The sequence below is a fragment of the Arthrobacter sp. TE26545 genome, from assembly GCF_056279005.1.
On record NZ_JBWBQM010000001.1, the window covers coordinates 4,184,848 to 4,211,606 of the forward strand.

The following is a 26,759-nucleotide window of genomic DNA, read 5'->3' on the forward strand; positions in this document are numbered from 1 at the left end:
GCTAGGCGATGACTCCGTCCACCAGCTTCTTGGCCTCGTCCTGGACCTGCTTGAGGTGCTCGGCACCCTTGAAGGATTCTGCGTAGATCTTGTAGACGTCCTCGGTGCCGGAGGGGCGGGCTGCGAACCAGGCGTTCTCGGTGACTACCTTGAGGCCGCCGATGGAAGCGCCGTTGCCCGGTGCCTCGGTGAGCTTGGCCGTGATGTCCTCGCCGGCCAGCGTGGTGGCGGTGACGTCCGCGGCGGAGAGCTTGCCCAGCTTGGCCTTCTGCTCGCGCGTGGCGGCGGCGTCGATGCGGGCGTAGACGGGAGCGCCGAACTGGTCCGTGAGGCCCTTGTACAGCTGTGACGGCGACTTGCCCGTCACCGCCGTGATCTCCGAGGCGAGCAGGGCCAGCAGGATGCCGTCCTTGTCCGTGGTCCACACGCTGCCGTCCAACTTGTTGAAGGAAGCGCCCGCGGACTCCTCGCCGCCGAACGCGCCTTCGCCGGAGAGCAGGCCGGGGACGAACCACTTGAAGCCCACCGGAACCTCCACGAGCTTGCGGCCGAGGCCCTGCGCCACGCGGTCGATGATCGAGGAGGACACCAGGGTCTTGCCAACCACGGACGCCGGGTTCCAGCCGCTGCGGTTGCGGTACAGGTAGTCGATCGCGACGGCGAGGTAATGGTTTGGGTTCATCAGCCCGCCGTCGGGGGTGACGATGCCGTGGCGGTCGGCGTCGGCGTCGTTACCGGTGGCGACGTCGTATCGGGCGTCTCCGGACGCGACCTTCTGGATCAGCGAAGCCATGGCCGCCGGCGAGGAGCAGTCCATGCGGATCTTCTCGTCCCAGTCGAGGGTCATGAACGCCCACTGCGGGTCCACCGTAGGGTTCACCACGGTGAGGTCCAGCTGGTGGCGTTCGCCGATCTCGCCCCAGTAATCCACGGAGGCACCGCCCATGGGGTCGGCGCCGATGCGTACGCCTGCTCGGCGGATGGCGTCCAGGTCCAGCACCGAGGGAAGGTCATCCACGTAGCTGCTGAGGAAGTCGAACTTGCCCGTGGTTTCGGCCTTGAGCGCGTCGTTGAGCGGGATGCGCTTGACCCCGCGGAGCCCATCCTCCAGCAGCTCATTGGCGCGATTGGCAATCCAGCCGGTGGCGTCGGTGTCGGCCGGGCCGCCGTGCGGCGGGTTGTACTTGAAGCCGCCGTCGGCCGGCGGGTTGTGGCTGGGCGTGACGACGATGCCGTCGGCCTGCGGCGTGCCGGGGGCAGCCTCGCGGTTGTGCTTGAGGATGGCGTGGCTCAGGGCCGGGGTGGGTGTGTAGCCGTGACGGGCGTCGACCAGAACGGTGACGCCGTTCGCGGCGAGCACCTCAAGGGCGGAGTTCTGGGCGGGTTCGCTCAGGCCGTGTGTGTCCTTGGCGAGGAACAGCGGGCCGGTGATTCCCTGTCCGGCGCGGTATTCGACGATTGCCTGCGTGATGGCGAGGATGTGGCCCTCATTGAAAGACGCCTTCAGGCTGGAGCCGCGGTGGCCGGAGGTGCCGAACGCCACCCGTTGTGAAGGATCGCCCAGATCCGGCTTGACGTCGTAGTACGCGTCAAGGAGGGCGGTGAGGTCTACAAGGTCCTGGGGAAGGGCAACTGTGCCCGCACGGCTAGCCATTGCCCCAGCATGCCAGACCGTTTCACACCGCTGAAGAGATGTGACCGCGAATCGGCCCCTATGACGGCAGGAGTCGCCGCCAACGCCACAAGATTCATCGTCCGTTTACCGACTGCGCGGCGGTAGGCTGGGCAAAACAGCACTTTCAGAGGGGGATCTCATGAGTGAACAGCCAGCCAAGCCGGACGAGACGCCGAAGAACGACACCCCGCAGGGGTCCGAACCGCCGTCGTTCATGCCCCCGGGCCAGCCGGGGCCCGAACAGTACGCGCAGCCGGCCCCGCCCGGGGCCTACGGCCAGGACGCACCTTACGGCCAGCAGCCCTACGCCGCGCCGGCAGCCTACGGTCAGCAGAGCCAGCCCTACGGTCAGCAGAGCCAGCCCTACGGACAGCAGAGCCAGCCCTACGGACAGCCCGCGAGCCCATACGGACAGGTGCCGGGCCAGCAGCCCTACGGCCAGCCAGCCGGCCCGTATGGCCAGCCCGCCTACTACGGTGTGCCCGCGGAGCCCAAGGGCCTGAGCATCGCCAGCATGTGCTGCGGAATTGCCGTCTACCTCGGCTTCGGTTTCATCCTGCTTCCCCAGATCGCGGCCGTCGTGCTCGGCCACATGGCACTGAAGAAGGAGCCGTCAGGTAGGGGAATGGCGATTGCCGGCCTGGTCATGGGCTACCTTGGCATCCTGCTCACCGTGGTGCTCGGCATCTTCTTCATCATCGCCGTCACCGCTGCGTCGCAGTACCGCTACAACTACTGACAGACGACGACGGCGGCAGGCGCTTCGGCGGGAATCCCGCCAAGGTGCCTGCCGCCGTCGCGGTTAGTCGCGGTTTAAAGGGAGGTTGTCAGCGCACGCCCGCCATCAGTTTCTTGATGGCCGGGGTGCCCGCGGCAAGCGCCGCCGCGAGGACCACTGCGGCACCGCCCACGCCCACGAAGTACGGCAGCTCGTCTTTCGGGTTGTACAAGCCTGCGAGGATGCCCGCGAGGGTGGTGCCCAGGGAAACGGACAGGAAGAACAGCGCCACCATCTGGGTGTGGAAGGCCTGCGGGGCGAGCTTGGTGCTCACGGACAGGCCGATGGGGGAGAGGAACAGTTCCGCCAGGGTGAACAGGAACAGGATTCCCACCAGCGCCAGCAGCGGGGTCTTGCCCTCCCCGGCCAATGGGATGAAGGCCAGGAACGCCAGTCCCATCACCAGCAGGCCGGCGGCGAATTTCATGGGCGAGCTCGGCTGCTTATGGCCCAACTTGGTCCAGAGTGCGGCCATGACGCCGGCGAAAATGATGATGAAGACCGGGTTGATGGACTGCACCCACGCGGCCGGCATTTCCCAGCCGAACAGGCTGCGGTCCAGCTTCTCTTCGGAGTACACGGCGATGAACGTGAACTGCTGCTGGAACAGGGCCCAGAACGCGGCGGAGGCGATGTAGAGCGGAATGAAGGCGAGCACCCGGCTGCGTTCCACCGTGGAGACCTTGGGGCTGCGGAAGATCAGCACGAAATAGATCACCGAGGCGCCGATCGCGGCGTAGGCCATGGAACGGGCCAGGTTTCCGGCGTTGACGATTCCCGTGGCCAACAGCGCGGCGATGACGGCGGCGATGGCCAGGAAGATGAGTCCAAAGCGTCCGCGCTGGGCCGCGGGCAGCGGATTCGGCACATGGTGCGCTTCCTGCGGCAGCTTGCTGCGGTTGATCGCATAGATGCCCAGGCCGATCGCCATGCCAATCGCGGCGGCGCCGAAGCCCCAGTGGAAGCCGTTGCTTTCCTGCAGCCAGCCGGTCACCAGCGGGCCCACGAGTCCGCCGATATTGACGCCCATGTAGAAGATCGAGAAGCCGGCGTCGCGGCGGTCGTCCTTTTCCTCGTACAGCGTGCCCACCAGCGCGGTGGCGTTGGCCTTCAGGCCGCCGGAGCCGACTGCCACCAGCACCAGGCCGGCGATCAGGCCGGGGATGCCCGGCAGCAGGGCCAGGGCCACGTGCCCGGCCATGATCACGAGGGCGGAACCGAAGAGGATGCGCTCGGAGCCGAAGATCCGGTCAGCCAGCCAGGCGCCCAGGATCGTGGATAGGTACACGCCGCCGCCGTAGGCGCCCACCAGGCCGGCGGCCAGGGTCTGGTCGATGGCCAGGCCGCCCTGTTCGGCGGTGAAGTACATGTAGTAGAGGAGGATTCCCTGCATTCCGTAGAAGGAGAACCGCTCCCACATCTCTACGGAAAACAGGCTGGCCAGCATTTTTGGGTGGCCGAAAAAAGAGGTGTCCGCCGGGGTTTTGGCCGGGGACACCGTCGTTTGCGATGTGCTCATTTACACCATGCTGGCACTGAATGGTAGTCAATGTCACATTCTGGACGCCTGGGGTAAGGCAGGCAGAGGGCCCAAAGACTCCGTTCAGACGGGCAGGACGGGCGTTCCCCGCTGCTCCTCCACCTGCGCCGCGAGCTGCAGGAGCAGCAGCTCCGAGCCTGCCTTCCCGATCAGCTGGATGCCTGTCGGCAGCCCGCCCTCAAGGCCTGTGGGGATGCTGACCGCGGGCAGTCCGCACACATTCACCATGGAGGACCAAGGCGCGAATTCGCACTGCCGGCGGTAGTCGTCGTCGGGATCGCCATCCCATTCGCCACCCGTGCCGCTGAACCAGCCCACTGGCCGCGCCGTCTGCGCGAGAGCGGGCGTCAGGATGACGTCCCATTGCCCGTATTGCGCGACGGTGTCTTCGCTGAAGCGGCGCAGGAAACTCACCGCCTCGGCCACCTTCCGGGCGCTGCGCTGCTGCGCCCGCTTCCGGAACGTCCGGGTGAGGGGCGTCAGGAGGGCCTCGCGCTGCGGCAGGATCCGTGCGCTTCCGACGCCGGAGGTCCAGGCCGCGGTGAACGCGTCCGGGTAGCGGTTGTCGTAGCGGACTGCCGCTTCGAAGACGGCGTGCCCGGCGGCTTCGAGGAGGGCGATGCCGCGGTTCAGCCCGGCGAGGGCCTCCGGGCCGGCTTCGAACGGGAAGATGCCGCTCCACGGGCTGTCCAGGCTGGCGCCGATCCGCAGCCGCGGCGGTTCCCGCCGGACTCCGGCGAGGTAACCGCCGTCGGGCCGGGACTCCCAGGGGACCAGCGCGTCCAGCATCAGGGCCGCGTCCGCCGCGTTCCGGGCCAGCGGCCCGGCCACCACCAGACGCGCAGCATCTCCGGGGCTTTCACCCGCCGGCACCAGCCCGCGCCCCGGTTTCAGGCCGACGATTCCGCAGGCCGCGGCGGGAATGCGGATGGAGCCGCCGCCGTCGCTGCCCGGGGCGAACGGCAGAAATCCCGCCGCCACGGCCGCGGCGCTGCCGCCCGAGGAGCCGCCGGAACTGCGGCTCAAGGCATGCGGATTGCGCGACGGCGGCGCGATCCGGTTCTCGCTGTAGGCCGTCAGTCCGAATTCGGGAACCTGGGTCTTGCCCAGCGAAATGGCTCCGGCGCCCTTGAGGGCCGCGGCCAGGGCGCCGTCCGCGGGCGCGGGCTTGTGGTCCAGGGCGGCGCTGCCGTGCGTGGTCACGACGCCGGCCACATCCGTCAGGTCCTTGAAAGCCAGGGGCACCCCGTGAAGCGGCGGCAATTCGGCGGGAAGGCGGCCCTCCTGCCGGAGCCGCGCGTGCAGCGTGTCGGCATTACCGGCGTCGAGCAGGGCCTGCTCCGCGGTGACGGTGACGAAGGCGCCCAAGAGGGGGTTGCGGGCGGCGATCCGCGACAGGAAATGCGTGGCTACGTGGCGGGCGGAAAAGTCTCCTGCGGCGAGGCCGTCCCGCAGCGCGACGGCGCCGAGATCGTGCAACTCAGCCAAGGAAGCGCGGCTCCAGACGTTCTTCAGCCACGGCCCCAGCCGAGGCGGTGACCCGGTACGCGGCACGCCCCCGGGCCTCGGAGACCACCTCCGCAAGTTCCGTTCGGCGGTACACCAACCCGACGCCGTCGTCCGTGCAGTGCGTTTCGCCCAGCACGCCCTCGGAGACGAGGCGGTGGACCATAGGACGACGGCCGGCCTCCGAATCGAAGTGCACGCCGTTAGCATAGGGGAGCAGGGCGAGGCCGTTGGTGACTGGCTGCAGCCCGGGGCCGAAGGAATCGGTGGTGCCGCCCTGGAACCAGCAGATGGACCCGGCCGAGACGCCGGCAAGGACCACCCCGGCCTCCCATACCCGGCGGATCACCGCGTCCAGGCCGTGCGCCCGCCATACCGCCAGCAGGTTCACCACCGAACCGCCGTGCACCCACACCACGTCCTGTTCCAGCAGGTACGCCTCCGGGTCATCCTGGTTGGGCATCGTGAAGAGGTTCAGGTGGCTCAGGTCGAAGCCGGCGGTCCGGGCAGCCTGGTCCATCTCCGCGGCGAACCAGCGCTGGTCCCCGGACGCCGTGCCGAGGTGCGCAATCCGCGGCGTCCGTCCGGACACCCCGGAAAGCTCGACGGCGTAATGCACCAGGCGGTCGAACTCCAGCCGGGTGCGCTGCCCTGGCTTGTAGCCGCCGGAGGTGGCCAGGATGGTGGGTGCTCTGGCGGGCATGGCAGGTCTCCTAGGCGTGTTCCGTTACCTTTCCCGCCCACCCTAGCGCCGGGGAACCGGAGCCGGAAGCGGGCCGGGGTCCCGGGCCGTAAGCTGGAAGGAGTCGAAGAGGAGTGTTAGGACCGATGAGCGATTTCGAAACAATCCCGGCAAGCGAAGTCCCGGAAGGCGCAAGCATCCTGGACGTGCGGGAGGAGTACGAGTGGGCGGCAGGCCATGTGGCCGGCGCGCTGCACATCCCGCTTGACCAGTTGCCGGAGCGCCTGGACGAGCTGGACGCCGACGAGGATCTCTTCATCATCTGCCGCACCGGCGGCCGTTCCATGCGAGCCGCCCAGTGGCTGGTAGGCCAGGGCTACTGCGCCACCAATGTCGCCGGCGGCATGGACATGTGGTTCGAAGCGGGCCGGCCGATGGTTTCGGACAACGGCCTGAAGCCCGTGGTCCTCTGACGCCCGTCAGCCAGCACATAACTACTAAGGAATATTCGATGTCGGCATCCGAGCTGCGCTACACCTTCCTGGGCCCGGAGGGCACTTTCACCGAGGCGGCCCTGCTGCAGGTTCCCGGCGCGGCCGAAGCCAGCAGGGTGCCGTGTTCCAGTGTGAACACCGCCCTGGAGCGGGTGCGCCAGGGCGAAGCTGACGCCGCGATGGTGCCGATCGAGAACTCGGTCGAAGGCGGCGTCACGGCAACGCTCGATGCCATCGCCACCGGCCCCGAGCTGCGGATCGTGCGGGAAGCAGTGGTTCCCATCACCTTCGTGCTGGTGGCCCGCCCCGGCGTGCGGATCGAGGACATCCGGCGGATCTCCACGCACGGCCACGCCTGGGCCCAGTGCCGCCTCTGGATCGAGGAAAACATCCCGAACGCGGAATATGTTCCGGGTTCATCGACGGCCGCTGCCGCCGTCGGACTCCTCGAAGACGAACGGCACTACGACGCCGCCATCTGCGCGCCGCTCGTGGCAGCCGAACGCCCCGGCCTGAACATCCTGGCCGAGAACATCGGCGACAACCCCGGTGCGGTGACCCGTTTCGTCCTCGTGAGCCGCCCGGGTCCGCTCACGCCCCGCACCGGCGCGGACAAGACCACCGTGGTGGTCCCGCTGCCCGAGGACCGGCCCGGTGCCCTCATGGAGATTCTGGACCAGTTCGCCTCGAGGGGAGTGAACCTCAGCCGCATCGAATCCCGCCCCACCGGCCAGTACCTGGGGCACTACTTCTTCAGCATCGACGCCGACGGCCACGCTGAGGACGCCCGCGTGGCTGACGCCCTGGCCGGCCTGCACCGGATCAGCCCCGCCACCCGTTTCCTCGGCTCCTATGCCCGTGCCGACCAGGAGAAGACCCCGGTTGTTCCGCACACTTCGGACGCCGCGTTTGCCGCTGCCCACGCCTGGGTAAACGGCATCCTGGCCGGTGCCCCCGGCGTGGTTCCGGGCCCCGAGGCTGCGCCGGTTATTTGACCGGGCGGCCCCCTACCGCCGGGTAAGAACAGTGCGTATGCTTGCCTGATCCACAACGGATGGACCATGCCCCAAACGGAGGGAGCGGGCCATGACAGACAAGAACAGCGACGCCGGCGGCCAGGGAATGATTGTCAACCCGAAGCCGACAGTGGAAAACCAAGACTGGGACGGGGACGACGCCGACCGCGCCGATCGCCTGCGCTTTGAAGAAGAGCAGGCCATGATCCGCGAGCAATCGGAGGCCCGGGCTGCGGCAAAGGCCGCGGCCGAGGCCAAGGCCCAGAAGGACGCAAGCTAAGCGCCGTCACGGTCCAAGCGTCGTCCCGAGGGACCCGACGCGAGCTTGCGAGTGTTGGGAAGGGACCTACGCGGCGCTAGCGGACGCGAACCAGCAGCGACCGCGCATCCACCTCGACGGTGACCTCGGTCGCCACGCCGGCGGGATCGCCGTCAAGCTGTGTAGCCATCGGCTCGGAACTGCGGATCACCACCTTGCCTGAACGGTAGAAATTCATCACCGGCAGGTTCCTGTTGTGCTTGAACAGCACCTTGGCGTACATCGCCAGCCAGCCGATGGCGCTGCGCGGGCTCATGACCACCACGTCCAGCATGCCGTCGTCGATCATCGCCTCGGGAATGAAATCGATGCCGCCAGGGATCAGCCCGCAATTGGCGAACAGCACGCTGCGGATTTTCCGGGATTGTTCGGGTTCGCCATCCAGGGAGATGCTGACGCGCTTCCGCCGCCCGGGCAGGTGCCGCACCCCGGCCTCGGTATATGCAAGCCAGCCCACGGCCTTCTTGAGACCCGCGTTCGTGTCGCCCACCACCTCGGCGTCCAAGCCCATGCCCGCGATGACCAGGAAGACGTGTTCGGAGGATTCGCCGGTGAGGCTGTTGGTGATGCCCATCCGGGCGGTGTCGATGTAGCGCTGGTGGCCGAACAAGGCCGTGTGGATGCTGCCGCGGAGGTCGCCGACGTCCAGGTCGATGTTGCGGGCCAGCAGGTTCCCGGTCCCCAGCGGAACCAGTCCCATCGCGGTGGTGGTCCCGGCGAGGGCCTCGGCCACCACCCGCACGGTGCCGTCGCCGCCTCCCACCAGGACGACGTCGGCCCCATAGTCCAGCGCCGCGCGGGCCTGGGCATGGCCGGGGTCGTCGGCAGTGGTTTCGAGGAAGAGGGGCTCGTCCCAACCTGCCAGCTGGCAGGCGTCCAGGATCTCCCGGCGGGCCTCCTGCGAACGGCTCTTCACCGGGTTCAGGACCACGGCCACCCGCTGTGCGCCGGGCATGGCCTTGTGTGATTCGCCGCGGACGGCGCTCCTGCTGTGCCTGGCCTTGAGTCGGCGCGCACCCCACCAGCTGGAGACAAGGAAAACCAGCATGCCCCCAGCGAGAACCGCGTAAAGGATCCAGTCGCCCATGATGCTCCAAGACTATCCCGGCGCGCCGCCCTTCCGGACCGCTCGACGGCGGGCCGGCCGCCGCCGTCGTGCAACCTGGCAGGTAGAGGGGGCGGCACAGCGCAATGACCACGGAGGGTGCCCGCTATTCGATACCCTTGTCAGGTGATCGACGTAAAAGACCTCAGCGAAAACCCGGACAAGTTCCGCGCCAGCCAGCGCGCACGCGGAGCGGACGAGTCCCTGGTGGATGCGATCGTCTCCGCCGATGCGGAACGCCGCGCCGCGCTGATCCACTTCGAGACCCTGCGCGCCGAGCAGAACGCCTTCGGCAAGAAGGTCGCCCAGGCCAAGGGCGAGGAGAAGCGGGCCCTGCTGGCCGAGGTCAAGGAACTCGCCAACGCTGTGAAGGCTGCCTCGGCTGATGCCGACGCCGCCCAGGCCAAGCACGACGAACTCCTGCGCATCATTCCCAACCTCATCGTCGACGGCGTGCCCGCAGGCGGCGAGGACGACTTCGTGGTGGTCAAGACGGTCGGCACCCCGCGCGAATTCCCGGACTTCGAGCCGAAGGACCACCTGGAAATCGGCGAGCTCATCGGCGCGATCGACATGGAACGCGGCGCCAAGGTTTCCGGCGCACGCTTCTACTTCCTTCGCGGCGTGGGTGCCCGCCTCGAAATGGCGCTCCTGCAGATGGCCATGGACCAGGCGATCGAGGCAGGCTTCGTCCCGATGATCACCCCCACCCTGGTGCGTCCGGAGACCATGCAGGGCACTGGTTTCGATGTGAAGCACGACGCCGAGATCTACCGTCTCGCCGAGGACGACCTTTATCTTGTGGGCACCTCCGAGGTGGCCCTGGCCGGCTACCATGCGGACGAGATCCTGGACCTCTCCGGCGGCCCCATCCGCTACGCCGGCCAGAGCTCCTGCTACCGCCGCGAGGCCGGTTCGCACGGCAAGGACACCCGCGGCATCATCCGCGTCCACCAGTTCAACAAGGTGGAGATGTTCATCTACACCACGGTGGAAGAGGCCGAGGCCGAGCACGAACGCCTCCTCGCCTGGGAAGAGGAAATGCTGGCCAAGTGCGAGCTGCCCTACCGCGTGATCGACACTGCCGCCGGCGACCTCGGCATGTCCGCGGCCCGCAAGTTCGACTGCGAAGCCTGGGTTCCCACGCAGCAGGCCTACCGCGAGCTCACCTCCACTTCCAACTGCACCACCTTCCAGGCGCGCCGCCTGAACGTGCGCGAACGGGCTTTCACCGAGGACGGCACGCCCAAGGGCACCCGCTCGGTCGCCACCCTGAACGGCACCCTGGCGACCACCCGCTGGATCGTGGCCATCCTGGAGCACCACCAGAACCCGGACGGTTCGGTCAACGTGCCCAAGGCGCTGCAGAAGTACTTGGGCGGCCTCGAGGTTCTCCCGGTCCTGTAGCTTCCGGCGTCCTGACCCGGCGCCGCCAAGTCTTCACGGCGAATTCACCCTCTGCTGTGGTGACGGTCCTAGTGGCTGTCAGGGGGCTCTGCGACACTAAGGACCATGACTATTTTGACTGACTCCCCAGTCGCTGGCATCGATGACCAGCGGAACCCAAACCACAAGCTCATGATCGCCCTGGATGTTGACGGCACCTTGGTGGACCACGACGGCCACATGTCGCCCGGCGTCCGCGAGGCCGCACGGGGCGTGGTCGCGGACGGCCACGACGTCCTCATCGCCACCGGCCGTTCGCTGAACGCCACCCTGCCGGTGATCGAACAGATCGGGCTGGAACGCGGCTACGCGGTGTGCTGCAACGGCGGCGTGACCCTGCGCCTGGACCCGGCCTTGGACGCCGGATACGAGATCATCCACAAGGCCACCTTCGATCCCGCTCCGGCCCTCAAGGCCCTCCGCGAACGGCTTCCTTCCGCGAAGTACGCGCTGGAGGACGAAGAAGGCAACTTCCTCTCGACCGAACGATTCCAGGACGCCAGTTTCGGCGTCGAGGCCGTCGGCGTCGATTTCCAGACCATGCTGGATGCGACCGCCGTCCGCGTCGTCGTCTTCAGCAGCGAGAACACGCCGGAGGAGTTTTCCTCCGCCATCCGGCACATCGGGCTTGCCGGGGTCACCTACTCCGTGGGCTGGACCGCCTGGCTGGACATCGCCGCCGCCGGTGTCACCAAGGCCAGCGCCCTGGAGCAGCTCCGCCGCCGGCTCGGCACCCACCGCAGCCACACGCTGGCCGTCGGCGACGGCCGCAACGACATCGAGATGCTCGAATGGGCGGGCCGCGGCGTGGCCATGGGCCAGGCGCCGGAGGAAGTGATCGCCGCCGCGGACGAGGTCACCGCGTCCGTGTACGACGACGGCGCCGCCAAGGTACTGCGCAGCCTCCTTCGCTGACGGCCGGTTCGCCGGACCCCGCCGAAGCTGCCCGGAGCGAGGCTACGTGAAATGGGTTGCGACGGGGCCGCCGCCGGCCGAGTCGACTATGGCCTGGGCTACGTCGCGCAGCTTGACGTTCCGGTTGCTTGAAGCCTTCTTGAGGATCTCCATGGCTTCAGCCTGGCTGCACCGGTTCTGGGCGATGATGATGCCGGTTGCGACGTCGATGACGGTCCGGGATGTCATCGCGGCCCGAAGGTTTGCCGCGGTTTGGCTTTGCTGCGCAATGAGGACGGCCAGGCGGAGTCCTTTTGACGCTTGTTGCACGTAGTCGCTTGCCCGTTGTACCGCTGCCTGGTCAAAGCCGTTTACGGTTTCGGAGTAAAGGTTCAGGCCGGCCTTGGCGGTATCGTCGGGGAGGTCGAACGGCAGGGCCAACACAGAGCGGATGCCGTTCCTGGCGGCCACCTCGGTGTACTCGGGCCAGGTGCTGTCCCTCTCAAGATCGGGGATGTGGACCTGGACTCCCTTCGAGGCGGCGGTGAGGCAGGGCCCTTCTGCGAACTGATATTGCAATTCATCGAGCATCAGGGCACGCTCGTCACTGCTGGCCACGGTCGCGGCAGAACGATGGCGAAGCACAGTGACCCCGCAGAAGACCCTGGCGCCGGGGGAACTGAGCATGGCTGCCGAGTGGCGCGCCAGCTCGGTAAGGAACGCTTCGACGTCGGGTGTATCGAGAAGGAGATCCTGGATGTCGGCGGCGACTAGCTGCGCATCGGGGGCTTGCTGGTCTTGCATGTGGATCTCCGATCCAGACTGAAGCTACCCTTCGAGCCTAGACCCAACAACCCCTTGAAAGCCATTGATAAGTATGCTTATCTTTTAGGGAGTCTTGCCACCGGCTCACCCTTCTTACGCGTAAAGCCAAGGGTGCAGCCAGATGCAACAAGCCCGGCCATTGCCGTCCCCCGAAAGTACCATAAGGCAGAGCTTCCGGGATGGTTTGGTGTTGGATCACCTGAATCTTGCGAAGTCGATCGCCTCCCGGTATTCGGCCCACGCCCACGACCTCGAAGATGTCCGCCAAGTCGCATACATGGGGTTGATCAAGGCGGCGCGTGGCTACGACGAGTCCAAGGGCGTCAGCTTTCCGGCCTACGCCGCTCCGACGATCGCCGGCGAGGTGAAGAGATACCTCCGGGACCACACCTGGGTGGTGCGGCCGCCACGCCCTGTCCAGGACATGCGGCGCCAAGTGCTGGCCCGAACCGAGGAAATGACCCAGGCTTTGCGGCGCACCCCGTCACCGGAGGAAGTCGCGGCAGACTTGCGCATGGATTCCTGCCAAGTGCGCGAAGCCCTGCTGGCCGGCACCAGCAAGCGGCCCGATTCGCTGGACGTCCCCGCGGCCGACGAGCGGGATTGCCTCCACGGTATTGTGTCCGCGGAAAGTCCCGGCGACCGCCTCGAGGACATTCTTGCCCTGCGGAACGCGATCCGAAGCCTCTCCGCCGGTGACCGCCGTTTGTTGTACCGGCGCTACTACTTGGAAGAGACGCAGTCCGCCATCGCCGAGGCGCTGGGGATGTCCCAGATGCAGGTCTCCCGGAAGCTCTCCAAGATACTGGTTGCGCTCCAGGCCCAACTGCTCGACGACGGGGAAGCCCGCCTCCGCGACGGCGCTGTCCTCTAGCTTCGAGGTGCTCAGGCGCCAAGCCCCTCCACCGCGCGCAGGACATCCCGCACGCTGACGGCCAGGAGCGCGGGATCCGGATCGGATGTGAAAACGTCGCCGCGCCGGAGCCCGGCGTCCGTCAGTACCACGTGCGGCCCCGGCGGCGGACCCCATTCTTCCGCGGACGCGGGCCCGAAGAGGACCACCGACGGCCGCGCATACGCGGAGGCCAGGTGCGCGGCACCGGTATCGGCCGACACCACCAGCCGGGCCTCGGCGATGGTGGCCGCAAACCCGGCCAGCCCCAGCCGCCCGGCCAGGACGCCGCCGTCGAGGTCTGCTCCCTTGAGCTTGGCCAGAGCGGCAGCCTCCTCGGCGCGTCCACGCTCGGAAACGCCGCCGGTGAATACCACTTCGTGCCCGGCCCTCGTCAGCTCAGCGGCCACTTCGGCGAACCGTTCGACGGGCCAGAACCTGCTGCCGGAGGACGCGCCGACGTGGATGACCGTGGCGCCCGGCCGCGGAGAGGGGGCGGCAGGCGGGTCCAGGCGGTAGTCCAAGGGGTCGGCATCGATCCCGTGCCACGCGAGGAGCCGCGTCCACCGCTCGCGTTCCGGGATTCCGGTGGTCCACTCGGGGCCGTCAATGCCGGGACCGCGGTGCGCGAGGATCCGCCTGGCGTCCAGCTCCGCGAGGCGTTGCCGGCTTCCGGGTCCGTTCCCGTGCAGGTTCACTGCCACATCGACCACACCCGGAGGGATGGCCAAGGGGGCGTCGAGGCCCGGCGTCGGCAGGAGGTGGAGGCCGCCGACGAGCTCCACCGCCTCGGCCACCCAGGCAGGCGCGGCGTAGAGGATGCGGTGCCCGGGAAAGGCACGCTTCAGGCCGCGCAGCGCGGGAACGGCAACCAGAAGGTCGCCGAGTTTCAGCGCGCGAAGCACCAGCAGAACCGGTTGTCCGTGGTCTTCGACAGTTTCCAAGGGGGCCTCCCGGTAGGAGTCTAGCCCCACGGAATTTTCTCGCCGCCGCTGTGTTTAGCGCGCTGCGAAGTGGGGAACGTTGCGGGTATGGGAGGAACCGGAACGTTGAAAGCGGTGCTGTTCGACCGCGATGGGACGCTCGTCATTAACGTGCCGTATAACGGCGACCCGCGACTGGTGCGGCCCATGGGCAGTGCCCTCCCGGCTGTGGCGCGGGCACGCCGGGCCGGGCTGGCCACAGGTGTGGTCAGCAACCAGTCGGGCGTTGCCCGGGGCCTGTTGACGCTCGACCAAGTGCATGCCGTCAACCGGCGCGTGGATGAGATCTTGGGCCCGTTCGATGTGTGGCAGGTGTGCCCGCACGCCATGGAGGACCGCTGCGCGTGCCGCAAGCCTGCACCCGGGATGATCCTGGGCGCCTGCCGGGCTTTGGGCATCGAACCCTCGGAAGCGGCGGTGATCGGCGACATCGGGGCGGACCTTGGCGCCGCCAAGGCGGCCGGTGCCCGTGCCGTCATGGTCCCCACCGCGCTGACGCGCCAGGAGGAAATCGAGGCCGCGGACGTGGTGGCCAAGGATCTTTGGCACGCCGTAGGGCTGCTGCTGGGCGGCCTCGCATGAGCCGCGTCCTGGTGGCCCGGCTGGACAGCATGGGCGACGTGCTCGTTTCGGGGCCGGCCGTGCGCGCCGTCGCCAACGGAAGCAGGCCGGACGGCAGTCGTCCCAACGACGTCGTGCTGCTCTGCGGGCCGGAAGGAACAGCCGCCGCGGAGATGCTCCCCGGCGTCAAGGAAGTCCACACGTGGTCCTGCCCCTGGATCGTGAACCCGCCGCCGGAGGTCACCGCCGGGGTGGCGAACAGCCTGGTTGATTTCGTCCGCAGTTCCCGGATTGAGGAAGCCGTGATCCTCACCTCCTTCCACCAGTCGCCGCTCCCGCTGGCGATGCTCCTGCGCCTGGCCGATGTCCAACGGATCACGGGGGCCTCCACGGATTTCGCGGGGTCCTTGTTGGATGTCCGGCTCACGCCCGGCGAAGATTTTCCCGAAGATCAAGCCGAAACGGCCCGCGCCCTGGCCATCGCGCAGGCTGCCGGTTTCGAGCTTCCGGACCGCGACGACGGCAGGCTCCGCGTCACGCCGACGTCCGACGATCTTGCCAGGGAGCTGTCCGACGACGGCCCCTACGTCGTGGTCCACCCCGGCGCGGCCGCCCCGGCGAGGACCTGGCCGGCGTTCCATCACGCAGCCGCAGTGGAACTCCTCGAAGCCCACGGCCACCGCGTAGTCGTCACTGGAAGTCCGGCCGAAGCCTCCCTCACGGCGACAGTGGCAGGACCTTCCGCCCGCAACCTGGGCGGCAGAACCAGCCTGCGCACGCTCGCAGCGGTACTGGACGGGGCCGCCGTCGTGGTCACCGGCAATACGGGGCCCGCGCATCTCGCCGCAGCCGTCGGGACGCCCGTGGTGTGCCTCTTCGCACCGGTGGTCCCGGCCATCCGGTGGGCGCCATACGGGGTGCCGCTGGAATTGCTGGGTGACCAGGAAGCAGGCTGCAAGGACACCCGGGCACGGAAGTGTCCCGTCCCCGGGCACCCTTGCCTGAGTTCAGTGACTCCCGAACAGGTCCTGGAGGCCGTGACGCGCCTGCTGGGCGGCGTCTCCTCCCTGGCCACCCGACGGAAGGTGCGGAATCCATGAGAATCCTGGTGTGGCATGTCCATGGGGGATGGATGGAAGCATTCGTCAGGGGACAGCATGAATACCTGCTCCCGGTGGAGCCCGACGGCGGCCCCTGGGGTTTGGGGCGGGGCGGCCGTGAGTGGCCGGCCACCGCGCAGGAGATAGACCTCGCAACCATCGATCCGGACAGCGTGGACGTTGTGGTCCTGCAGCGGCCCGGGGAGATCACGGCCGTGGCCCGGGCCCTCGGGCGCCGGCCCGGACTCGACCTGCCGGCCGTCTACCTGGAGCACAACACCCCCAAGGTCGGCGTCCCGTGCACGCGGCACCCGATGGCGGAGCAGCACACCATTCCCGTGGTCCACGTGACCCATTTCAACCGGCTCCTCTGGGACACCGGCTCGGCCCGGACCAAGGTGATAGAGCACGGCATCCCCGACCCCGGACGGCTCTACACCGGCGAACGCGAAGAGATGGGCGTGGTGGTGAACGAGCCCCTGAGGCGCGGCCGGGTGACGGGCACGGACCTGCTGCCCGGTTTTGCCGGCGCGGGGCCGCTGCGCCTGTTCGGTATCGGGACGGAGGCTTTGCCCGCGGCCTTGGACCTCAGGGGCCACGCGCCCGGCGAGGATCGACTCCGCGTCGTAGGGGACGTTCCGGGCCCGCAGCTCCACCGTGAACTTGCCCGCTGCCGGCTCTACCTGCACCCCTTCCGCTGGACATCCTTGGGGCTTGCCCTCCTGGAGGCGATGCACCTGGGCATGCCCGTCGTGGCGCTTGGCACCACGGAGGCGCACCGTGCGGTGCCACGGGGCGCCGGACTGGTTTCCAACGACGTCGACGAACTGCAGGCTTTCGCGCGCCGGCTCCTCGCCGACCCGGACGATGCCTACGCCATGGGGCTGGTGGCCCGGGAGGCGGCGCTGGACCGCTATGGCCTGGGGAGGTTCCTCAACGCCTGGGACGAACTCCTGGCCGAGCTCGGCACGGGCCGCAGGCAACACCGCCAGCCTTCAGAGAGGACACACCGATGAAGATCTCCATGGTTTCCGAACATGCCAGCCCCTTGGCTGCGCTGGGCGGCGTGGACGCGGGCGGCCAGAACGTCCATGTCGCAGCACTCTCTTCGAGCCTCGCCAACCGCGGCCACCACGTCACCGTATACACGCGTCGCGACGATCCGGACCTTCCTGCAAAGGTGCACGTGGCTCCAGGACTCACGGTTGTCCACGTGGACGCCGGCCCCGCACGCCACATCCCCAAGGACAGCCTGCTGCCCTTCATGGGTGCGCTCGCGGAAGGCATCGGCGCGGACTGGGCGGGCAATGTTCCGGACCTTGTCCACGCGCACTTCTGGATGTCCGGCCTCGCTGCCATCCAGGCCGCCCGGAGGGTCCGTGCGGCGGACCCGGTTCCGGTGGTCCAAACCTTCCACGCCCTGGGGTCCGTCAAGCGCAAGCACCAAGGCGCGGCCGACACCAGCCCGGCGGCGAGGGCCTGGCTGGAACCCTGGGTCGGTCGCACGGCAGATTGGGTCATCGCCACCTGCCCTGACGAGGTCTTCGAACTCAAGGCGCTGGGAATCGGCAAGTCCAAGGTGTCAATCGCCCCGTGCGGCGTGGACCTGGCACTCTTTGCCGCCGCGGCCGACGCCGAGGCCAAACCCCGGCGCCACCGCATCCTGAGCGTCGGGCGCCTGGTGCCGCGCAAGGGCGTGGACCTGGTGATCCAAGCGCTCCCGCTGCTCGCACAGGCCGGTTTCCACGACGTCGAACTCCTGATCGTCGGCGGTTCAGGCGACGCGCTGTCCCTCGAGGACGACCCGGAAGCCCGGCGGCTCCGCTTGCTGGCCAAGGAGCTCGGCGTGGAAGACCAGGTGACCATGCGCGGCCAGGTTCCCCGTGATGCCATGCCAGGCATCTTCCGCAGCGCCGACGCCGTGGTTTGTGCCCCCTGGTATGAACCGTTCGGCATCGTCCCCCTGGAGGCCATGGCCTGCGGCGTGCCGGTGGTGGCGGCCGCCGTCGGAGGGCTGCGGGAGACCGTCGTCGACCAGAAGACGGGCCTGCATGTCCCGCCCCGCGATCCGCAAGCGATCGCCGACGCCGTGGCGCGGCTCCTCGCCGATCCTGCGCTCCGCGCCGACATGGGGCGCGCCGGAACCCGGCGCGCCCGCTCCCGCTACTCATGGGACCGCGTCGCGGCCGACACCGAGAAGGCGTACTGGTCCGTCCTCGCCGCCGGACTGCCGCGGCAGGCGGCCGAACGCCTCGAACCCCTGGAAGGAACGGCAAGATGACCATCATCAAGGCCCCCGCCACCCCCGCCGCGCCCGGCGCCGTCCCGGATGCCGAGGTGTCCACCCACTTGGACAACGTCATCCCGGCCCTCGAATCCCTGCGTTCGCAGGCTGGCCGTTTGTCGGGGTGGGGAACCGAACTCGCGGTCCGGCTCCTGGCCGGGCAACGGCTGCTGGCCGCCGGCAACGGCGGCTCGGCGGCAGAAGCCCAGCACCTGACGGCCGAACTCGTCGGCCGGTTCGACGCCGAGAGGGCGCCCTTTTCGGCCATTTCACTCCACGCCGAGACCTCCGCGCTGACCGCAGTCTCCAATGATTACGGATACGAGGAAGTGTTCGCGCGCCAGGTCAGGGCGCACGGCCGGGCCGGGGACGTCCTCATCCTGCTGTCCACGAGCGGGCGGAGCCCCAACCTCCTTAAAGCCGTCCGCGCTGCCAATGAAGGCGGCATCGCCACGTGGGCACTCACCGGCCCGGGACCCAACCCGCTGTCCGAGGCCTGCGAGGAGGCCGTGACGATCGACGCTATCGCCGCCAATGCCCAGGAAGGGCACCTGATCGCCGTCCATGCGGTGTGCCGCGCCTTTGATGCGGAGGTCGCCCGGCGGTCCGGCGCGCTACCCGGCACAGCCCGGTGGGTCCGGCCATGAAAGTGACGGTGGTAGGTGACCTTCTCCTGGACGTCGACATCAACGGCACCGCCACCCGGCTCAGCCCGGACGCGCCGGTTCCGGTGGTCGACGTCGCCGGGATCCGGCGTCGGGCCGGCGGCGCGGGGCTCGTCGCCACGCTCCTGATGCGGGATGGCCACGACGTCGCCCTGGTCACCGCGCTGTCGGACGACGACGGCGCGCGCCACCTGAGGCGGGCGCTGGCCGGTGTGGAGCTGCTCGCCGGACCCCCGCTCGCCCCCACGCCCACCAAGACCAGGGTCCGGATCGGGTCCCACCCGATGGTCCGCTTCGATGAAGGGTGCGCGCCCGCCCCCGCACCGGCTGCCACCGCCCAAATGCTTGCCGCTGTTGATTCGGCGGAAGCCATTGTGGTGGCCGACTACGGGCGGGGCATGACCTTCAACGCGGACATCCGGGCGGCGCTGGGTGGCGCGGCCCGCCGGGTCCCGGTGGTGTGGGACCCCCACCCGGCCGGTTCGGAGCCGGTGCCGGGGACCGCCGTCGCGACGCCCAACCTCGCCGAGGCGATCGGCTTGGTGAAAACGGCCGGAGCGGATCCTGCCGGGGCCGATGCAGCGAAGGCCGGGAAGCGGCTGCTGGAACGCTGGGGGTGCGACGCCGTCCTGGTCACCCGGGGCGAAGCGGGGGCAGTGCTCGTCGATGGGAAACGGGATGCCGTCAGCATCCCTGCGCCGGCGACTCCGGTAAGCGATCCCTGCGGGGCCGGTGACCGCTTGGCGGGCAGCCTGGCCGTGTACCTGGGGCTCGGAATGGACCTTCCGGACGCGGCCGCCCGGGCCGTGGGGGACGCCTCCCTGTTCCTGGCTGAGGGGGGAGCGGCGTCCCTCGTGATGGAGGCAGGCGGGGCGGGTACCGGGCCGGAGGGCGCTGCTCCCGACCGCGTCGCTGCCGACGGCGCCGCTGCCGACGGCGTCCGGCTCGCCAGGGCGGTTCGCGCCGCCGGCGGAACGGTCGTCGCGACCGGCGGCTGCTTCGACCTCCTGCACGCCGGTCACGCCCGCACCCTGGCCATCGCCCGGAGCATGGGCGATTGCCTCATCGTTTGCCTGAATTCCGACCGATCCGTTCGCCGGCTCAAGGGGCCGCACCGGCCGATCGTGAGCATGGAGGACCGCGCCGAACTGCTGCTTGCGTTGTCCTGCGTGGACGCCGTCGTCGTCTTCGACGAGGACACCCCGGAGGCCTGCCTGGAAAAGCTCCGGCCCCACATCTGGGTCAAGGGCGGCGACTACGGACCCGAAGAACTGCCGGAGACCCGCCTTTTGGCCGGCTGGGGAGGACGATGCCTCACCGTGCCGTTCCACCCCGCGCGATCCACCAGTGGCTTGGCTGAAGCACTCGCCAAAGTCGGCTGAATCCACCCTTTCGGAATGAAGGACCAAGCAAGGAGAAGGACCAAGCAAGGAGAAGGACCAAGCAAGGAAAGGAACGGCATGAAAAAGCAAGCACCCGGCCGCGTCATCGTGACCGGAGGTGGCTCCGGCCTGGGCGCCGCGATCGTCGAAGTCATCCTCGACGCCGGAGGGACGCCCTTCGTCTTCGACCGCGACATTAGCAACGTGGGCGGCGCGAAGGCATTGCAGGTGGACGTTTCCGACCGGGACGCCGTGGAAGGAGCAGTCAAGGAGGCAGCCGAAATCCTCGGAGGCCTCGATGGCGTGGTGACGGCAGCCGGCATCGACCGCTGCGGCAAACTGGGCGACGTTCCCGCGGAGGACTGGGAAAAAGTCATCTCAGTAAATCTGCTGGGCACCGTCTCCGTAGTGCGCGCCGCGCTGCCGTACCTCAAGGAATCCCGCGGCCGTGCCATCACCATCGCGTCCACGCTCGGCCTCCGTGCATTTCCGGATGCCACGGCGTACTGCGCCTCGAAGTTCGGCGTGATCGGGTTCAGCCGGGCGCTGGCTGCGGAAAGCGGGGGACTCATCGGCGTCACCACCATCATCCCGGGAGGCATGAAGACGCACTTCTTCGACGAACGCGATGACCAGTACAAGCCGCAGGACGACTCCAAGCTCAACGATCCCGTCAATGTGGCACACGCGGTGGTGTTCGCGCTGTCCCAGCCCATAGGCAGCGAGGTCCGCGAACTGCTGATCTGCCCGGCGGAAGAAGGATCGTGGCCATAAAGTCCCCGAAGTGCGGTTGAAGCCACGACGAAGGGGTACAAACCCATTGATAGTAATCATGCTTACTATCCCGGCTGCTGTCCGCAGCCTGCCAACTGTGGAAAGAGAGCGACAATGACTGAGAGCCAATCGCCGCAGGACGGAAGCTTCGCGGCGCCACAGACAGGTGTCCCCGCTGGGACCGGACCTTACTCCGGAAGCTACGTGGACACGCCAATTGAAATGGAGACGGACTCTGCCGCCCCCGGTTACCAAGCCGGAGCAGACTCCGGTGCCCGCCCTGTGGAAACCGCCAAACAGGAAGCTGCCGGCGTCGCGGAGGCGGCCAAGGATGCCGCCGGCGGCGTGGTTGACGTTGCGAAGACCGAGGCCTCGCATGTGGCCCAGGATGTCAGGATGAATGCCCGGCAGCTGCTCACGCAGACCAAAGGCGAACTGGCGGAACAAGCTGCAATCCAGCAGCAGCGCGTGGCCGAAGGCCTGTGGTCCATCTCCGACGAGCTGTCCACCATGGCCAACGCCTCCCAGGACGGCGGCGTGGCCACGGACCTGGTCCGGCAGGCAGCCCAGCGTTCTTCCTCCGTGGCCGCATGGCTGGAAAACCGGGATCCGGGATCACTCCTGGACGAGGTGAAGAGCTTTGCACGCCGCAGGCCCGGCGCGTTCCTCCTGCTGGCTGCAGGCGCGGGCGTGCTCGCAGGACGGCTCGGCCGTGGCATGGCGGAGAACGCATCGGCTGATTCCGTGGACACCATGGCTGCCAACCCGGATGCCGGCTATTACCCAAGCGCAGGCGGCGCCGTGCCGCCGCCCCCTGTGGATCTGCCGGGGCCCGAAACCACCACTGCCGGGTACGGAACTCCGTACGGCACAGCGGACGCCGGCAGGGTCAAGGCCCATGGTGACCCGCTCGCGGGATCCCTTGACCCGGACAGCCCGGAATACGGAGGTCCCCGATGAGCAGTCCCGCGGACCTGCCTCCCACCGAAGCCCACATCAAGGCGGAAACCATGCCGCTTGGAGAGCTGCTGAGTGACCTGACGCGTGACGTCTCCGTGCTGATGCGCCAGGAAGTGGAGCTGGCCAAGGCGGAGCTCAAGGAATCAGCCACCAAGGCCGGAAGGGGCGCCGGGATGCTTGCGGGGGCCGCCTGGGCCGGGCACCTCGCCGTGCTGTTCCTTTCGCTCGCCGTGTGGTGGGCCCTTGGCCAGCTCATCCCGCCGGGCTGGTCCGCCGTCGTGGTGGCAGTCGTTTGGGGCATCGTTGCGGCCGTGCTCGCCAGCATGGGCCGCAGGGAACTGAAGACCATCAACGGCATGCCGCGCACCGCGGAGACAGTCAAGGAAATACCTCCAACCTTCAAACCGAATACCGAGGAGACACGATGACCCAGAACCCGGACGCCCTGCGCGCCGACATCGAAGAAACTCGCAGGCGGCTCAGTACGAACGTCGATGCCGTGGCGGACAAGGTCACGCCGTCGCACATCGTCAACAGGCGCGTGGACAGGATCAGGACCGCCGTCTTCGGTGCCCGCGACGACGTCCAGCATGCAGCGGCCGACGCCGCCCATCACGCCCAAGACGCCGTTTCCGGGGTCGTCTCCGAAATCGGCGACGCGCCCCGGATGATTACGCGGAAGGCTCAGGGCAGCCCCGTTGCCGCGGGCCTGATCGCTTTCGGCGCCGGCCTGCTGGTGTCAGCCCTGATCCCGCCGTCGGAGAAGGAACGCGAGGCAGCCCAAGCGGTAAAGGAAGCGGCACAACCGCTGACCGAAGAGCTGGGCCGTGCCGCACAGGACGTCGCCGAGCACCTCAAGGAACCGGCACAGGACGCTGTGCAGAACGTCAAGGACAGTGCCATGGAGGCTGCCGCCAACGTCAAGGACGAGGGCCAGGCCGCAGCTGCCGATGTCCAGGACCGCGCTTCCGCCGCCAAGGACAACCTCGGCGATCAATGAGACCCTGCCCCTGAGTCGCAGCCGCCGTTAGCCCTCCCGATGGCAAGGCTGCGACTCAGCCGCGGGAGCGTGCGGGAGCATAGCGCGGGGCGCCTCAGCGCACCTCGAGGATGAGCGAGAGCAACCTCGCCGCGGCCGGGCGGGCAGCGTGTTCCTCGATCCATTGGGCCCGGGCCAGGGCCTTGCTGACGGCCTGCGTGGTGATGCCAAGTTCCTCGGCCACGGCTTTCTGCTGGCCCCGGACTCCAGGCGTCAGGAGATCCAGTACCCGCCATTCGGCGGCGGTGCGGTGCTGCACTACGTGTCCCAGCAGGCGCAGCACGGCCTCGGATTCGGCCGCCAGCGCGGCCACTGGCCCCTCGACCGCCACGGTCACCCGGTCCTTGCCGCTGCGCAGCCGGTCAACGGCGCGCCGCGCGTAGACCAGCCCGTGCCCGGAGGCGTCCTTGATCTGGTTGGGTAGCGGCTCGTTCACCGGTCCGACGCCGATCCCCACGTACCAGTGTCCGCCGCGGAGGGCGATCAACGCGACCTCCACCGCCTGGTGCGGGCAGTCCACGATTCCCTGGACCTCGTCCTCTACGGAGCGATCGAAGTCCAGCCGCGCCGGAATGTGCCGCAGCTCCTTCAGTAGCTGCGGCACGAGGTCGCCGTCGTTGCGACTGTCGCGTTGATTGATGGTCAGCGTGAACATGTGGATCACAGCCTACCGGCAGGTAGTTGCGCGGCAAACGCGGGGAAACACAGCGTCACCGGGCTGGATCGGGCGAGTGTCAGTCCAGGCTCGTGCGGGTACTCACGACGGCCGGGCGGCAGCGCCCGGGACGCGACGCGGGCGGCGTCGGGCACGCCGGCGTCCAGCATCGCCCGCTGCATTGCCAGCACGAGAGGGGCGGTTTCGCCCTTGCTTTCAAAGAGCCAGAACCCGCCGGAAGCGCGGAAGACCAGGGCGTTCCTTCCGGAAACGCCGAGAGACGCTTTCCTGCCCGCTGCGAGCATCCGGGAAGGGGTGGTGCCTTCCGCAGTGGTCACGGCCTTAATGGTGGCGGCGTCGATGTCCGCCCAGCGGAAGACCACGGTGGTGTGTTTCTGCGCAAAACGCGCCGCGAGGCCGCCCTCGAAAACGAGCAGCTTGCGGAAACTCATCAGCAGCGTCAGTGACCACAGCACCAGGCCCGTGAGCGCGCTGACCAGCACATACATCGGAAGATCGGTGAAGAGGCCCGGCTCGCGGCTGGACCGGGGAGTCACGAACTCGCCGACGGTGCCGTAGGCAAATCCGACGGCCAAGCAGGGTAGCAGCGCCTTCCAGTACACCTTGCTGGAAATGGCCACAAAGCGCAGCGGGCCGAGCTCGGGGCCAAGCCTGCGCTCGGCGCGCCGGACCAGCCAGCTACGGCCGTGCATCGGGCTGCCGGCCGTAAAGCTTGGGCAGGCCCTGCCGTTCGGCCTCGGCCGCGCCGGCTGCCTCGGACTCGGCGGAGGCTTCCGCTGCGGCCTTCGGATCCGGGACAGGGGACTGGCCGCCGGCCAGTCCGGAGCGCAGGTCGATGGCCGTGAACTTGGCTTCGAAGCTGTCGCCGCCGCTGCCGCTGAACGCCGCGGCGATCGTCAGGACGACGTAGAGCGGGGCGAAGGACCAGCAAACAGCCCGCCAGCCGCCCAGCCAGGCACCGGAAGTGGTGCCGTCGGTGATGCGGACACCCCGCATGCCGGAGGCAGCATCGCCCAGCCCGCCGAAGGCTCCGCAGACCATGCCGTAACCGAAGAGCACCAGGAACCAGATCGCCGCTACCACCCCGTAGAACGCGCCCGTGCTGGAGGCGAGCGTGTAGGAGAGCGAGCCCAGGGCGTAGTTCTGTACCAGGCTGTTGAAGACAACTATCAGGAGTCCGGCCACGGCGAGGACCACCAAGGCATCGAGGACCCTTCCCCAAAAGTGGGGCCAGCCCGCCTTGCGCACGTAGTAGCTGCCGGTCTCGGTGTGGCGCCGCACGGGCAGGCCGTTGGAAGCGTCGACAAGGCCGGTGGACTGCGGGTGTTTCTTGGTGCTCATGAGGGACTTTCGGGACGTCGGAAACGGGCGGGTGGCTAGGACAGGCCTGCGAGGCCGCCGAGGATCCCGGCCAGTGTCTGCCGTGAGGCTTCCCGCAGTTCCAAGGAGACAGAGTCGCCATGGGTGGTGGGTGTCAGCAGGTGGACGGAGTCCGGGCCCGTGTAGACGGTGACGGTGGGGAAGTCCTCGGTGTCGGAGCTGAAGGCAACCACGTTGCTCGCGGCGCGCGTGTCGGCCAGGGCCGTCGGCGCGCTGGCCTCGAATTCTGCCTCGCTGTAGGAGACGGCTTCGGTGTCGCGGGCAGCGGATCCCTCGGGATCGACGAACTCCGCCAGACGGTCCGCCAGCGACCGGCGGGCGACTACGGTGAAACCGTGGAGGCCGCCGTCGTCCACTTCCTCCACCAGGACGCCCTCGGCGTGAACGTAGGCGTAAAGCCAGCGCCGGCCGGTGGAGACGGTGCGTTCAATGGAGACGACGGTGCTCCCGCTGCGGCGCAAGCTGAGCGCCCCGGTGATGTCCTCGGTGGCGTGCAGCCGTGTGGGCTCGGTTTCGCCTTCAAAGATCACAGGGTAGACAAGCTCCTTGGCCAGGAGTCCACGCAGCGCCACCGCGCACATGACATCCTTGCTGGCCTCCTGGGCGGTTAGCCACGGCAGGGCGACGATCTGCTCGCGCTGGACGCCGTCCAGGGCCACGACTTCCTCGTCCGTCAGCGTGGGCAGGGCAAAGCCGTCGTCGGACGCCTTGCCCAGGACAGCAGCCGCGCAGCGGACGTCGCGCTCGGTCCAATTGATCGTGTTTGTAGTCATCCGAAAATCCCTCCGACGAACTTACCGACTGATTTGGCCGCGTTACTGACCCCGTCTGCAACCTTAGTGCCAACGTCTTTGGCGAACCCCGCCACCTCCCGGGCCCCGTCGGCGATATAGCTGCCGGGGTTCCTGGCGAAGTTGCTGATGGAATCCCAGTTGTCCGCCACGAGGTTGCCGAGTGCCCAGGCGCCGGCAACGAGTCCCGCCCCGACCACGATCGGGGCGCCGATCGGTCCCAGCATTGCCGCGCCGCCGGCGGTCATGAGCATGATGCTGCCGACGCCACCCACCACGGAGAGGCCGCCGGCAACCCGGTCTCCGGTGCCGCGCCAGCCGTCATGCTCGGGGCTGATCATGTCGCTGATGCCGCCCACGATGTTCAGGGGCGCCGCGAACGCTCCGGCCATGCGCAGGCCCTTGGAGAACTTGGACGCGTCCTGGAAGGCCTGGCTATAGGGGATGTTCGCTTTGAGGTCGGAGATGACGTCCGTGATTTTGCCGCCGCTGCGCAGCGAATCGAGGGCCTCGCGCAGCACGGTGCCGCCGGCGCGCCAATCGGTGAGGATTTCCTTCGTCTTGGCGAACTCCTGCCACCCCAGTTTCCCCAGCTTGTACGCCTGCCACAGCTGGGCGCCGACCTCCTTGGCGCCGGAGGCGGTGTCATACACGTCCATGAGGACTCCCACGGAGCTTTCGCCGCTCTTGTGGCTGGCGAACTCCTGCTGGTTGGCGTTCTTTTTCAGTTCGCTCGCGCCCGAGCGCAGCATTGACGCGGCCTTGATGAGGCTTTGGCGGTGCCTGCCGTTCCAGTCGCTCTTGAAGTGGGCGGCGTCCTGGCCTTTCCAGGCCGTGCTGGAGTTGATGAGCTGGGTCAGCTGCGAGCCCTGCAAGGCAATTGTGTCTGCAGCCTTGCCCATGATTCCGGCCAGCGACCGCAGCTGCGCGACGTCGGCTCCATAGAATCCCGCCATCCGGATTCCCCCGTTCTCCGTGGTTTTTGGTCAGTT

General features: G+C 68.2%; 29 protein-coding genes. 17 read left to right on the plus strand and 12 right to left on the minus strand.

What is annotated here, in order from left to right; all coding sequences use genetic code 11:
• Position 1: 1 nt before the first annotated feature.
• The gene (pgm, locus tag ACZ9CK_RS19180) at positions 2-1,654 is read right to left on the minus strand and encodes a phosphoglucomutase (alpha-D-glucose-1,6-bisphosphate-dependent) (RefSeq protein ID WP_426301382.1); all 1,653 of its coding nucleotides are present in this window, start codon (positions 1,652-1,654) and stop codon (positions 2-4) included.
• Between the two features lie 160 nt (positions 1,655-1,814).
• Here pgm and ACZ9CK_RS19185 point away from each other — a divergent pair, with 160 nt between their 5' ends.
• Complete coding sequence (locus ACZ9CK_RS19185) at positions 1,815-2,414, plus strand: DUF4190 domain-containing protein (protein ID WP_476050802.1); 600 nt, start codon at positions 1,815-1,817, stop codon at positions 2,412-2,414.
• Between the two features lie 88 nt (positions 2,415-2,502).
• Here the strand turns inward: ACZ9CK_RS19185 and ACZ9CK_RS19190 are convergent, their stop codons facing one another.
• The 3 genes from ACZ9CK_RS19190 to ACZ9CK_RS19200 all read right to left on the minus strand — a co-directional run bounded on the left by ACZ9CK_RS19190 (position 2,503) and on the right by ACZ9CK_RS19200 (position 6,202).
• Positions 2,503-3,972: a peptide MFS transporter gene (locus tag ACZ9CK_RS19190; protein ID WP_426301386.1), complete on the minus strand. Its 1,470-nt coding sequence runs from the start codon at positions 3,970-3,972 to the stop codon at positions 2,503-2,505.
• 84 nt (positions 3,973-4,056) lie between these two features.
• On the minus strand, positions 4,057-5,481 hold the full coding sequence (locus tag ACZ9CK_RS19195) for an amidase (protein ID WP_476050803.1): 1,425 nt from the start codon (positions 5,479-5,481) through the stop codon (positions 4,057-4,059).
• Positions 5,474-6,202, minus strand: coding sequence for a Type 1 glutamine amidotransferase-like domain-containing protein (locus ACZ9CK_RS19200; RefSeq protein ID WP_476050804.1), 729 nt, complete (start codon positions 6,200-6,202; stop codon positions 5,474-5,476). Before ACZ9CK_RS19200 ends, ACZ9CK_RS19195 begins: the two co-directional genes overlap by 8 nt.
• A 125-nt stretch (positions 6,203-6,327) precedes the next feature.
• Here ACZ9CK_RS19200 and ACZ9CK_RS19205 point away from each other — a divergent pair, with 125 nt between their 5' ends.
• The 3 genes from ACZ9CK_RS19205 (at position 6,328) to ACZ9CK_RS19215 (ending at position 7,971) form a co-directional block, all read left to right on the plus strand.
• Positions 6,328-6,654, plus strand: a complete 327-nt coding sequence (locus tag ACZ9CK_RS19205) for a rhodanese-like domain-containing protein (RefSeq protein ID WP_426301392.1) — start codon at positions 6,328-6,330, stop codon at positions 6,652-6,654.
• Positions 6,655-6,692: 38 nt separating this feature from the next.
• Entirely contained in the window at positions 6,693-7,670 is a 978-nt protein-coding gene (gene pheA, locus ACZ9CK_RS19210; RefSeq protein ID WP_476050805.1) for a prephenate dehydratase, read from the plus strand.
• A gap of 91 nt (positions 7,671-7,761) precedes the next feature.
• Positions 7,762-7,971: a hypothetical protein gene (locus ACZ9CK_RS19215; protein ID WP_426301396.1), complete on the plus strand. Its 210-nt coding sequence runs from the start codon at positions 7,762-7,764 to the stop codon at positions 7,969-7,971.
• 76 nt (positions 7,972-8,047) lie between these two features.
• On the opposite strand, the gene ACZ9CK_RS19220 is transcribed toward ACZ9CK_RS19215, so the two are convergent.
• Positions 8,048-9,097, minus strand: a complete 1,050-nt coding sequence (locus ACZ9CK_RS19220; protein WP_476050806.1) for a diacylglycerol/lipid kinase family protein — start codon at positions 9,095-9,097, stop codon at positions 8,048-8,050.
• A 144-nt stretch (positions 9,098-9,241) separates the two neighbouring features.
• Between ACZ9CK_RS19220 and serS the strand changes: the two genes are divergently transcribed.
• Both serS and ACZ9CK_RS19230 read left to right on the plus strand, forming a co-directional pair.
• On the plus strand, positions 9,242-10,522 hold the full coding sequence (serS, locus tag ACZ9CK_RS19225) for a serine--tRNA ligase (RefSeq protein WP_476050807.1): 1,281 nt from the start codon (positions 9,242-9,244) through the stop codon (positions 10,520-10,522).
• 105 nt (positions 10,523-10,627) lie between these two features.
• Entirely contained in the window at positions 10,628-11,476 is an 849-nt protein-coding gene (locus tag ACZ9CK_RS19230; protein WP_476050808.1) for an HAD family hydrolase, read from the plus strand.
• A 42-nt stretch (positions 11,477-11,518) separates the two neighbouring features.
• On the opposite strand, the gene ACZ9CK_RS19235 is transcribed toward ACZ9CK_RS19230, so the two are convergent.
• Entirely contained in the window at positions 11,519-12,259 is a 741-nt protein-coding gene (locus ACZ9CK_RS19235; RefSeq protein ID WP_476050809.1) for a GAF and ANTAR domain-containing protein, read from the minus strand.
• Positions 12,260-12,401: 142 nt separating this feature from the next.
• On the opposite strand from ACZ9CK_RS19235, the gene ACZ9CK_RS19240 reads away from it, so the two are divergent.
• Positions 12,402-13,154, plus strand: a complete 753-nt coding sequence (locus ACZ9CK_RS19240) for a sigma-70 family RNA polymerase sigma factor (RefSeq protein WP_476050810.1) — start codon at positions 12,402-12,404, stop codon at positions 13,152-13,154.
• Between the two features lie 11 nt (positions 13,155-13,165).
• Here ACZ9CK_RS19240 and ACZ9CK_RS19245 read toward each other — a convergent pair whose 3' ends face one another.
• Entirely contained in the window at positions 13,166-14,116 is a 951-nt protein-coding gene (locus tag ACZ9CK_RS19245; RefSeq protein WP_476050811.1) for a glycosyltransferase family 9 protein, read from the minus strand.
• An 87-nt stretch (positions 14,117-14,203) separates the two neighbouring features.
• On the opposite strand from ACZ9CK_RS19245, the gene ACZ9CK_RS19250 reads away from it, so the two are divergent.
• From ACZ9CK_RS19250 to ACZ9CK_RS19295, 10 genes are all read left to right on the plus strand, one after another.
• A complete protein-coding gene (locus ACZ9CK_RS19250; RefSeq protein ID WP_426301410.1) occupies positions 14,204-14,737 on the plus strand; it encodes a D-glycero-alpha-D-manno-heptose-1,7-bisphosphate 7-phosphatase in 534 nt (177 codons plus the stop codon).
• Positions 14,734-15,816, plus strand: coding sequence for a glycosyltransferase family 9 protein (locus ACZ9CK_RS19255; RefSeq protein WP_476050812.1), 1,083 nt, complete (start codon positions 14,734-14,736; stop codon positions 15,814-15,816). The genes ACZ9CK_RS19250 and ACZ9CK_RS19255 overlap by 4 nt, the downstream gene beginning before the upstream one ends.
• A complete protein-coding gene (locus tag ACZ9CK_RS19260; protein WP_476050813.1) occupies positions 15,813-16,832 on the plus strand; it encodes a glycosyltransferase in 1,020 nt (339 codons plus the stop codon). The genes ACZ9CK_RS19255 and ACZ9CK_RS19260 overlap by 4 nt, the downstream gene beginning before the upstream one ends.
• On the plus strand, positions 16,829-18,097 hold the full coding sequence (locus tag ACZ9CK_RS19265) for a glycosyltransferase (protein ID WP_476050814.1): 1,269 nt from the start codon (positions 16,829-16,831) through the stop codon (positions 18,095-18,097). The genes ACZ9CK_RS19260 and ACZ9CK_RS19265 overlap by 4 nt, the downstream gene beginning before the upstream one ends.
• Positions 18,094-18,747 (plus strand): D-sedoheptulose-7-phosphate isomerase, encoded by a 654-nt coding sequence (locus ACZ9CK_RS19270; RefSeq protein ID WP_476050815.1) that lies wholly within the window; start codon positions 18,094-18,096, stop codon positions 18,745-18,747. Before ACZ9CK_RS19265 ends, ACZ9CK_RS19270 begins: the two co-directional genes overlap by 4 nt.
• Positions 18,744-20,147, plus strand: a complete 1,404-nt coding sequence (locus tag ACZ9CK_RS19275) for a PfkB family carbohydrate kinase (protein ID WP_476050816.1) — start codon at positions 18,744-18,746, stop codon at positions 20,145-20,147. The genes ACZ9CK_RS19270 and ACZ9CK_RS19275 overlap by 4 nt, the downstream gene beginning before the upstream one ends.
• 78 nt (positions 20,148-20,225) lie before the next feature.
• Positions 20,226-20,921, plus strand: a complete 696-nt coding sequence (locus ACZ9CK_RS19280; RefSeq protein WP_476050817.1) for an SDR family oxidoreductase — start codon at positions 20,226-20,228, stop codon at positions 20,919-20,921.
• 114 nt (positions 20,922-21,035) lie between these two features.
• Positions 21,036-21,881, plus strand: a complete 846-nt coding sequence (locus tag ACZ9CK_RS19285; protein WP_476050818.1) for a hypothetical protein — start codon at positions 21,036-21,038, stop codon at positions 21,879-21,881.
• A complete protein-coding gene (locus ACZ9CK_RS19290) occupies positions 21,878-22,309 on the plus strand; it encodes a phage holin family protein (RefSeq protein ID WP_476050819.1) in 432 nt (143 codons plus the stop codon). Before ACZ9CK_RS19285 ends, ACZ9CK_RS19290 begins: the two co-directional genes overlap by 4 nt.
• The gene (locus ACZ9CK_RS19295) at positions 22,306-22,881 is read left to right on the plus strand and encodes a DUF3618 domain-containing protein (protein WP_476050820.1); all 576 of its coding nucleotides are present in this window, start codon (positions 22,306-22,308) and stop codon (positions 22,879-22,881) included. Before ACZ9CK_RS19290 ends, ACZ9CK_RS19295 begins: the two co-directional genes overlap by 4 nt.
• A 94-nt stretch (positions 22,882-22,975) precedes the next feature.
• Here ACZ9CK_RS19295 and ACZ9CK_RS19300 read toward each other — a convergent pair whose 3' ends face one another.
• The 5 genes from ACZ9CK_RS19300 to ACZ9CK_RS19320 are packed head-to-tail and all read right to left on the minus strand — an operon-like array spanning position 22,976 to position 26,723.
• Positions 22,976-23,575, minus strand: a complete 600-nt coding sequence (locus ACZ9CK_RS19300; protein ID WP_426301429.1) for a hypothetical protein — start codon at positions 23,573-23,575, stop codon at positions 22,976-22,978.
• A gap of 5 nt (positions 23,576-23,580) precedes the next feature.
• A complete protein-coding gene (locus tag ACZ9CK_RS19305) occupies positions 23,581-24,288 on the minus strand; it encodes a hypothetical protein (RefSeq protein WP_476050821.1) in 708 nt (235 codons plus the stop codon).
• Positions 24,275-24,937, minus strand: a complete 663-nt coding sequence (locus ACZ9CK_RS19310; protein WP_476050822.1) for a hypothetical protein — start codon at positions 24,935-24,937, stop codon at positions 24,275-24,277. Before ACZ9CK_RS19310 ends, ACZ9CK_RS19305 begins: the two co-directional genes overlap by 14 nt.
• A gap of 35 nt (positions 24,938-24,972) precedes the next feature.
• Positions 24,973-25,749 carry a hypothetical protein gene (locus ACZ9CK_RS19315; RefSeq protein ID WP_476050823.1) on the minus strand — a complete coding sequence of 259 codons (777 nt, stop codon included), beginning with the start codon at positions 25,747-25,749 and terminating at the stop codon, positions 24,973-24,975.
• Complete coding sequence (locus tag ACZ9CK_RS19320; protein ID WP_476050824.1) at positions 25,746-26,723, minus strand: WXG100 family type VII secretion target; 978 nt, start codon at positions 26,721-26,723, stop codon at positions 25,746-25,748. The genes ACZ9CK_RS19315 and ACZ9CK_RS19320 overlap by 4 nt, the downstream gene beginning before the upstream one ends.
• Positions 26,724-26,759 lie beyond the last annotated feature (36 nt).